Annotated in this window: 6 protein-coding genes; 5 read left to right on the plus strand and 1 reads right to left on the minus strand. The window is 56.8% G+C overall.

Annotation, left to right across the window (positions count from 1 at the left end; translation table 11 throughout):
- Positions 1–165: 165 nt before the first annotated feature.
- A complete protein-coding gene (ppsA, locus tag DD606_RS11515; RefSeq protein ID WP_045350508.1) occupies positions 166–2,544 on the minus strand; it encodes a phosphoenolpyruvate synthase in 2,379 nt (792 codons plus the stop codon).
- A gap of 335 nt (positions 2,545–2,879) precedes the next feature.
- Here ppsA and ppsR point away from each other — a divergent pair, with 335 nt between their 5' ends.
- From ppsR to chuS, 5 genes are all read left to right on the plus strand, one after another.
- On the plus strand, positions 2,880–3,713 hold the full coding sequence (gene ppsR, locus DD606_RS11520; protein ID WP_017384644.1) for a posphoenolpyruvate synthetase regulatory kinase/phosphorylase PpsR: 834 nt from the start codon (positions 2,880–2,882) through the stop codon (positions 3,711–3,713).
- Between the two features lie 150 nt (positions 3,714–3,863).
- Complete coding sequence (aroH, locus tag DD606_RS11525) at positions 3,864–4,910, plus strand: 3-deoxy-7-phosphoheptulonate synthase AroH (protein ID WP_129258660.1); 1,047 nt, start codon at positions 3,864–3,866, stop codon at positions 4,908–4,910.
- 211 nt (positions 4,911–5,121) lie between these two features.
- Complete coding sequence (gene hemP, locus DD606_RS11530) at positions 5,122–5,310, plus strand: hemin uptake protein HemP (protein WP_015570723.1); 189 nt, start codon at positions 5,122–5,124, stop codon at positions 5,308–5,310.
- A 76-nt stretch (positions 5,311–5,386) separates the two neighbouring features.
- Positions 5,387–7,369, plus strand: a complete 1,983-nt coding sequence (locus tag DD606_RS11535) for a TonB-dependent hemoglobin/transferrin/lactoferrin family receptor (RefSeq protein WP_126296628.1) — start codon at positions 5,387–5,389, stop codon at positions 7,367–7,369.
- Between the two features lie 35 nt (positions 7,370–7,404).
- Positions 7,405–8,433 carry a hematinate-forming heme oxygenase ChuS gene (gene chuS, locus DD606_RS11540; RefSeq protein ID WP_022650911.1) on the plus strand — a complete coding sequence of 343 codons (1,029 nt, stop codon included), beginning with the start codon at positions 7,405–7,407 and terminating at the stop codon, positions 8,431–8,433.

Genomic DNA, 8,433 nt, shown 5'->3' on the forward strand with positions numbered 1-8,433 from the left:
GGTAAGGCTCAAGTATTAGCAACGCCCTGCCCGCTAACAATTGTCTAAATTAACAGATAAATTATGATATTTGGTTTTTTGCTTTATTTGTGATGGTGAGCATATTCGCAGGAAAATAAAAAAGGCGAGGACAGATATCCTCGCCTTTTTCAGATTATGCAGGTTTTACTTGTTCAGCTCTGCCAGGTTCAGCCAGGTCTGCACCACGGTGTCCGGGTTCAGGGAGAGGCTATCAATTCCCTCGTCCATCAGCCAGGCCGCAAAGTCTTCATGGTCAGAAGGACCCTGCCCGCAAATCCCGACATATTTACCCTGTTTCTTCGCCGCGCGGATGGCCATGGAGAGCAGCGCTTTCACCGCCTCGTTACGCTCATCGAACAGCTCAGAGACAACGCCGGAGTCGCGGTCCAGGCCGAGCGCCAGCTGCGTCATGTCATTCGAGCCAATGGAGAAGCCGTCGAAGTGCTCCAGGAACTGCTCTGCCAGCAGGGCGTTGGACGGAATTTCACACATCATGATGATCTTCAGCCCGTTCTCGCCGCGCTTCAGCCCCTGACGCGCCAGCTCATCTACCACTGCCTTCGCCTGATCCACGGTACGGACGAACGGGATCATGATTTCCACGTTGGTCAGCCCCATGTCGTTGCGCACGCGTTTTACCGCCTCGCACTCCAGCGCGAAGCAGTCGCGGAAGCTTTCCGACACGTAGCGTCCGGCGCCGCGGAAGCCCAGCATCGGGTTCTCTTCTTCCGGCTCGTAGCGTTCGCCGCCCACCAGGTTGGCGTATTCGTTGGACTTAAAGTCCGACAGACGCACGATCACGCGTTTCGGGTAGAAGGCCGCGCCGAGCGTGGCGATCCCTTCCGTCAGACGACCAACATAGAACTCTCTCGGCGAGTCGTAACCCTTCATCATCTCGCGGATTTCGTTTTGCAGTTTTGCGTCCTGGTCGTCGAACTCCAGCAGCGCACGCGGGTGCACCCCGATCATACGGTTAATGATAAATTCCAGACGCGCCAGGCCCACGCCTTCGTTCGGCAGGCAGGCGAAGTCAAACGCGCGGTCCGGGTTGCCGACGTTCATCATGATCTTCAGCGGCAGATCCGGCATGGTATCCACGCTGGAGCTTTTCACGCTGAAGTCGAGGATATCAGCATACACGTAACCGGTATCGCCTTCGGCACAGGAGACCGTCACGTTCTGGTCGTCCTTCATGCGTTCGGTCGCGTCACCACAGCCGACTACCGCCGGGATCCCCAGCTCACGGGCAATGATTGCCGCGTGACAGGTACGGCCACCGCGGTTGGTGACGATGGCAGCCGCTTTCTTCATGATCGGTTCCCAGTCCGGGTCGGTCATGTCGGTCACCAGCACGTCGCCGGGCTGAATGCGGTTCATCTCGCTAATGTCGTGGATCACTTTCACCGGACCGGCACCGATGCGGTGGCCGATTGCGCGGCCTTCCGCGACAATTTTGCCCTGCGCGTGCAGGGTGTAGCGCTCCATGACCTGACCGCGTGAACGGACGGTTTCCGGACGCGCCTGCACGATAAAGAGCTTGCCGGTGTGTCCGTCTTTGGCCCACTCGATGTCCATCGGACGGCCATAGTGTTTTTCAATCTGCACCGCCTGCTTCGCCAGCTCTTCCACTTCGGCGTCGGTCAGTGAGAAGCGATCCCGCTGCTCCTGCGGCACATCTTCAATGGTGACCTGCTTGCCATGTTCTTGCGTCGGGGCATAGATCATGCGGATTTTTTTCGAGCCCATGGTGCGGCGTACCACTGCCGGACGGTTAGCCGCCAGCGTAGGCTTGTGCACATAGAATTCGTCAGGGTTCACCGCCCCCTGCACCACCATCTCGCCCAGACCCCATGCGGAGGTGATAAACACCACCTGGTCGAAGCCGGATTCAGTGTCGATAGAGAACATCACGCCGGAAGAGCCCACGTCGGAGCGCACCATGCGCTGTACGCCTGCGGAGAGCGCGACGCCGCGGTGGTCATAGCCCTGATGGACGCGATAGGAGATGGCGCGGTCGTTGAACAGGGAAGCAAACACATGCTTCACCGCCACCAGTACCGCCTCGTAACCCTGGACGTTGAGGAAGGTTTCCTGCTGCCCGGCGAAAGAGGCATCCGGCATATCTTCTGCGGTAGCGGAAGAGCGCACGGCAAAGGAGGCCTGCGCGTCGTCAGCGGAGAGCTGGTTGTAGGCGTCATGGATGGCTTTTTCCAGTTCCGGCTGGAAAGGTGTGTCGATAATCCACTGGCGGATTTGCGCGCCGGCTTTGGCAAGCTCGGTGACATCATCAATATCCGTTTTATCCAGCAGGTCGTAAATGCGCTGGTTTACACCGCTCTGGTCTAAAAACAGGTTAAACGCATCGGCGGTTGTGGCAAACCCGTTAGGTACGGAGACACCCATACCGGACAGATTTGTAATCATTTCACCCAGGGAGGCATTTTTGCCCCCAACTCTGTCTACATCATTCATGCCGAGTTGGTTATACCAAAGCACCAGCGGTGACGAGCCATTGTTGGACATCGAAACAATCCTTTTGTGATATTTGATCGGAGTAAGAAACACCTGACTACGTATTTATACTGGCATATTTATTTCCGCTAAAAAAACGGTGAATCGTGTAAGCAATTTAAATTTTCAACTTTTCGGACAGTTTCCCGCCATTCGCTAACCCGATGATTCCTATAGATTCCGGCAAAAACCTTAGAAATAAAGCCGCTAATCGAAAAATGAAATCCACTTTTCAGGAAAATCAAAAACACCATTTCATTTTAAATTCAGATAAGTTCTTTGCTGTGAAATTAACTTTTTTAATTTATGCTTTCAGGCAATTACGTACGCTATTCAGGGTGGATAAAATGGATAATGCTGTCGATCGCCACGTTTTTTATATTTCTGATGGGACGGCGATTACCGCCGAGGTGCTGGGACACGCGGTGATGTCGCAGTTTCCGGTATCGATAAACAGCATCACGCTGCCGTTCGTGGAAAATGAGAGCCGGGCCAAAGCGGTCAAGGATCAGATCGACGCCATTTACCAGCAGACCGGCGTTCGTCCGCTGGTGTTCTATTCCATTGTGATCCCTGAGATCCGCAATATCATTCTGCAAAGCGAGGGCTTCTGTCAGGACATCGTGCAGGCGCTGGTTGCCCCCTTGCAAAGCGAGCTGAAGCTCGATCCGACGCCGATCGCCCACCGTACCCACGGGCTGAACCCCGGTAACCTGACCAAATACGATGCGCGTATTGCCGCTATTGACTACACCCTGGCGCACGACGACGGGATCTCGCTGCGCAATCTCGACCAGGCGCAGGTGATTTTGCTCGGCGTGTCGCGCTGCGGTAAAACTCCCACCAGCCTATACCTGGCAATGCAGTTTGGCATTCGCGCCGCCAACTACCCCTTTATTGCCGATGATATGGATAACCTGGTGCTGCCCGCCGCGCTCAAGCCGCTCCAGCATAAGCTGTTTGGGCTGACCATCAACCCGGAACGACTGGCGGCGATCCGCGAAGAACGTCGCGAGAACAGCCGCTACGCCTCGATGCGCCAGTGCCGAATGGAAGTCTCTGAAGTCGAAGCGCTGTACCGGAAAAATCAAATTCCCTGGCTGAACAGTACCAACTATTCAGTAGAAGAAATTGCCACCAAGATCCTCGATATCATGGGGCTAAATCGCCGCATGTACTAATACGCTAGTACATTAATTCAGTTTCAGTTATTATCATGCCATCCTCGGGGCGACGTGCCCCGAACTTGAAATCAGCAGGGATTGGTTTAAGGTGATGCCCATCACTTCCCGGTAGTCTGCCGATGAAGCAAAAAATTTCTGAGACATTCCATGAACAAAACCGACGAACTGCGCACCGCGCGCATTGATAGCCTGGTCACACCGGCTGAACTGGCCAGGCAGCATCCCGTTTCCGCCGAGGTGGCGGACCATGTGACGGCCTCCCGTCGCCGCATCGAAAAAATTCTCAATGGTGAAGACAAACGTCTTCTGGTGGTGATTGGCCCCTGCTCCATCCACGACCTGGACGCGGCAATGGATTATGCACAACGCCTTCAGACGCTGCGCGGCACGTATCAGGATCGCCTGGAGATCGTGATGCGTACCTACTTTGAAAAGCCGCGTACCGTCGTGGGCTGGAAAGGATTGATTTCCGATCCGGATCTGAACGGTAGCTACCGGGTGAATCACGGTATTGCGCTGGCGCGCAAGCTGCTGTTACAGGTTAACGAGCTGGGCGTGCCGACTGCCACCGAATTTCTGGATATGGTGACCGGACAGTTTATTGCCGACCTCATAAGCTGGGGCGCGATTGGCGCGCGTACCACCGAAAGTCAGATCCACCGTGAAATGGCGTCGGCGCTCTCCTGTCCGGTGGGCTTCAAAAACGGAACGGACGGTAATACCCGAATTGCCGTAGATGCCATCCGCGCGTCACGCGCCAGCCATATGTTCCTCTCGCCGGATAAAAATGGCCAGATGACCATCTACCAGACCAGCGGCAACCCGTTCGGACATATCATTATGCGTGGCGGTAAAAAACCGAATTACCATGCAGAAGATATTGCCGACGCTTGCGAAACGCTGGCGGAATTTGACCTGCCGGAGCATCTGGTGGTGGATTTCAGCCACGGCAATTGTCAGAAACAGCACCGCCGCCAGCTAGACGTCTGCGAGGAAGTTTGCCAGCAGATCCGCAGCGGCTCGACCGCCATTGCAGGAATTATGGCGGAGAGTTTTATCAAAGAAGGCACGCAGAAGATCGTCGCCGGACAGCAAATGGTCTACGGCCAGTCAATCACCGACCCGTGCCTGAGCTGGGAAGACAGCGAACGGCTGCTGGAGATGCTGGCGTCTGCGGTAGATTCGCGCTTCTAACCCCTTGCCGGGTAGCGGCTTTGCATTACCCGGCCTACGATTCGTGCCCTTCTCCCTCTCCCCGTGGGATAGGGTCGGGGTGAGGGCGTCAGACCGCATCTCTCCCCCAAATTTGATCCCGTCATACAATTTTCACAAAAACGCTTGCTGTGAATTTGCAGTTTATTGATAATGATTATCATTGTTACATTGATTGTTATTTATAAACATTATGTCACCGACCGATAACAGCGCGGCAACGCCAACAAAAACACACACAGCGCCGTCCCCTGCTCCCACCGATCGCCGAATCGACAGTAAAAGCCTGTTGGGTGAGGAGGGACGGGTCATTATCGAGCATGACGGCCAGCACTACCTGCTGCGCCAGACCAATGCCGGAAAACTGATCCTGACTAAATAAACCAGACAACACATTCGCCAGCCACCCAGGTGATCCCCAGGCAGCCAGCGCTTTTCAATTCTTATGGAGAGTTGCTATGCCACACCTGCAATCCGCGTCTTTACGCCCGTCTCTTCTGGCGCTGGCGATTGTCAGCACCCTGCCGGGCGTTACGGTTGCCGCTGCAGACGAGATCACCGTCACCGCCACCGGCAATGCCCGCAGCGCCTTTGAAGCCCCCATGATGGTGAGCGTGATTGACGCCACCGCGCCGGAAAACCAGACCGCCAGCTCCGCTGCCGACCTGCTGCGCAAGGTGCCCGGTCTGACGCTGGACGGCACCGGGCGCACCAACGGTCAGGACGTTAACCTCCGTGGCTATGACCGCCGTGGCGTGCTGGTGCTGGTGGATGGCGTGCGCCAGGGCACCGATACCGGACACCTGAACAGCACGTTCCTCGATCCGGCGCTGATCAAACGTATCGAAGTGGTGCGCGGCCCTTCCGCCTTGCTGTACGGCAGCGGCGCGCTGGGCGGCGTAATTTCGTATGACACCGTCGACGCCAGCGATCTGCTGGATGCAGGTAAAAACAGCGGCTATCGCGTATTTGCTACCGGTGCAACGGGCGATCACAGCATCGGGATGGGCGCCAGCGCCTATGGCCGCACCGATACCCTGGACGGTGTGGTCTCCTGGTCCAGCCGCGATCGCGGCGACATTCGCCAGAGTGACGGCGCGAGGGCGCCAAACGACGAATCCATCAACAATATGCTGGCGAAAGGCAGCTGGAAAATCGATCCGGCGCAGACGCTGAGCGGCTCCCTGCGCTACTACAACAACGACGCGCAGGAGCCGAAAAATCCGCAGACCACGGATGCCAGCAGCAGTAACCCGATGACCGATCGCTCCACCATTCAGCGCGATGCCCAGCTTGGCTACCGCATTGCGCCAGCCGGAAACAACTGGCTGAACGCCGATGCGAAAATTTACTGGTCCGAAGCGCGGATCAACGCCCAGAACATCGACGCCAGCGGTGAGTTCCGTAAGCAGACCACCAAAGGCGGCAAAGTCGAAAACCGCACCCGCCTGTTCAGCGACTCCTTCGCCTCGCACCTGCTGACCTACGGCGGGGAATACTATCGTCAGGAGCAACACCCTGGCGGCGCGACCACCGGCTTCCCGGACGCTAAAATCGACTTCAGCTCCGGCTGGTTGCAGGATGAGATTACCCTGCGCGACCTGCCGGTAACGCTTCTCGGCGGGACGCGTTACGACAACTACCGCGGCAGCAGCAGCGGTTACGATGACGTGGATGCGGATAAGTGGTCATCACGCGCCGGGTTAACCGTGAGTCCAGCCGACTGGCTGATGCTGTTCGGCTCTTACGCCCAGGCCTTCCGCGCGCCAACGATGGGCGAGATGTATAACGACTCGAAGCACTTCTCTATCGGCAGCTTCTACACCAACTACTGGGTGCCGAACCCGAACCTGCGTCCGGAAACTAACGAAACCCAGGAGTTCGGTTTTGGGCTACGTTTTGACGATCTGCTGCTCGCCAACGACGCGCTGGAGTTCAAAGCCAGCTACTTCGACACCAAAGCGAAAGATTACATCTCCACTACCGTCGATTTTGCGGCGGCCACCACCATGTCCTATAACGTACCAAATGCCAAAATCTGGGGCTGGGACATGATGGCAACCTACGCGACCAGCCTGTTCAACCTGGACGTGGCCTACAACCGCACGCGCGGGAAAGATACCGACACGGGCGAATACATCTCCAGCATCAACCCGGACACCGTCACCAGCAAGCTGGATATCCCGGTGGCGCAAAGCGGATTCTCCGTGGGCTGGATCGGCACCTTCGTCGAACGTTCAACGCATATCAGCAGCAGCTACAGCGAGCAGCCTGGCTACGCAGTGAATGATTTCTACGTCAGCTATAAAGGTCAGCAGCAGTTCAAAGGCATCACCACCACCCTCGTGCTGGGGAACGCCTTCGACAAAGCCTACTGGTCACCGCAGGGCATCCCGCAGGATGGCCGCAACGGCAAGATCTTCGTCAGTTATCAATGGTAATTCCCTTCGGGGCAACGATTCAGAAGGATAAGATTATGGGTCACTACACACGCTGGCTTGAGCTTAAAGAAGAACATCCGGGTAAGTACGCCCGTGATATCGCCGGATTAATGCACATCAGCGAAGCAGAGCTGGCATTTGCGCGCGTGGGACACGACGCCTGGCGGCTGCGCGGTGAAATCCGTGAGATTCTGGCGGCGCTGGAGTCGGTGGGGGAAACCAAATGCATCTGCCGTAACGAATACGCCGTTCATGAACAGATCGGAGCGTTTACTAACCAGCACCTCGGCGGCCACGCCGGGCTGGTGCTAAATCCGCGTGCGCTGGATCTGCGTTTGTTCCTCAACCAGTGGGCGAGCGCGTTTCACATAAGTGAAACGACCTCCCGCGGCGAACGTCAGAGCATTCAGTTCTTCGATCATCAGGGCGACGCTTTACTTAAGGTCTACACCACGGATCACACCGACGTTGCCGCCTGGGGCGACGTGCTGACCCGTTTTATCATTGCCGATAACCCCGCTCTGGCGCTAAAGGCTGTCGAGGCCCCTGCGCATTCCGACGGTGCTGATGCAGGCTCGGTGGAGAAAGAGTGGCGCGCCATGACCGACGTGCATCAGTTCTTTAGCTTACTGAAGCGCCATAACCTGAGCCGCCAGCAGGCGTTTCGTCTGGTGAGTGACGATCTGGCCTGTAAGGTGGATAACAGCGCGCTGGCACAGCTGCTGGAGACGGCGCGACAGGACAGAAACGAAATCATGATCTTCGTCGGCAACCGCGGCTGCGTGCAGATTTTCACCGGTGTGGTGGAAAAACTGACGCCCATGAAAGGCTGGCTGAACATCTTCAACCCAACCTTTACCCTGCACCTGCTGGAGGAGGCCGTCGCGGAGACGTGGGTAACGCGCAAGCCGACGGCGGACGGTCACGTCACCAGCCTGGAGCTGTTTGCGGCGGATGGCACCCAAATCGCCCAGCTCTATGGGCAGCGTACCGAAGGCGAGCCTGAGCAGAGCCAGTGGCGTCGCCAGATTGACGCCCTGACGCCAGAAGGGCTGGCCGCATGA

It is taken from the genome of Enterobacter cloacae complex sp. GF14B (assembly GCF_004136805.1).
Classification (GTDB): domain Bacteria; phylum Pseudomonadota; class Gammaproteobacteria; order Enterobacterales; family Enterobacteriaceae; genus Enterobacter; species Enterobacter hormaechei_C.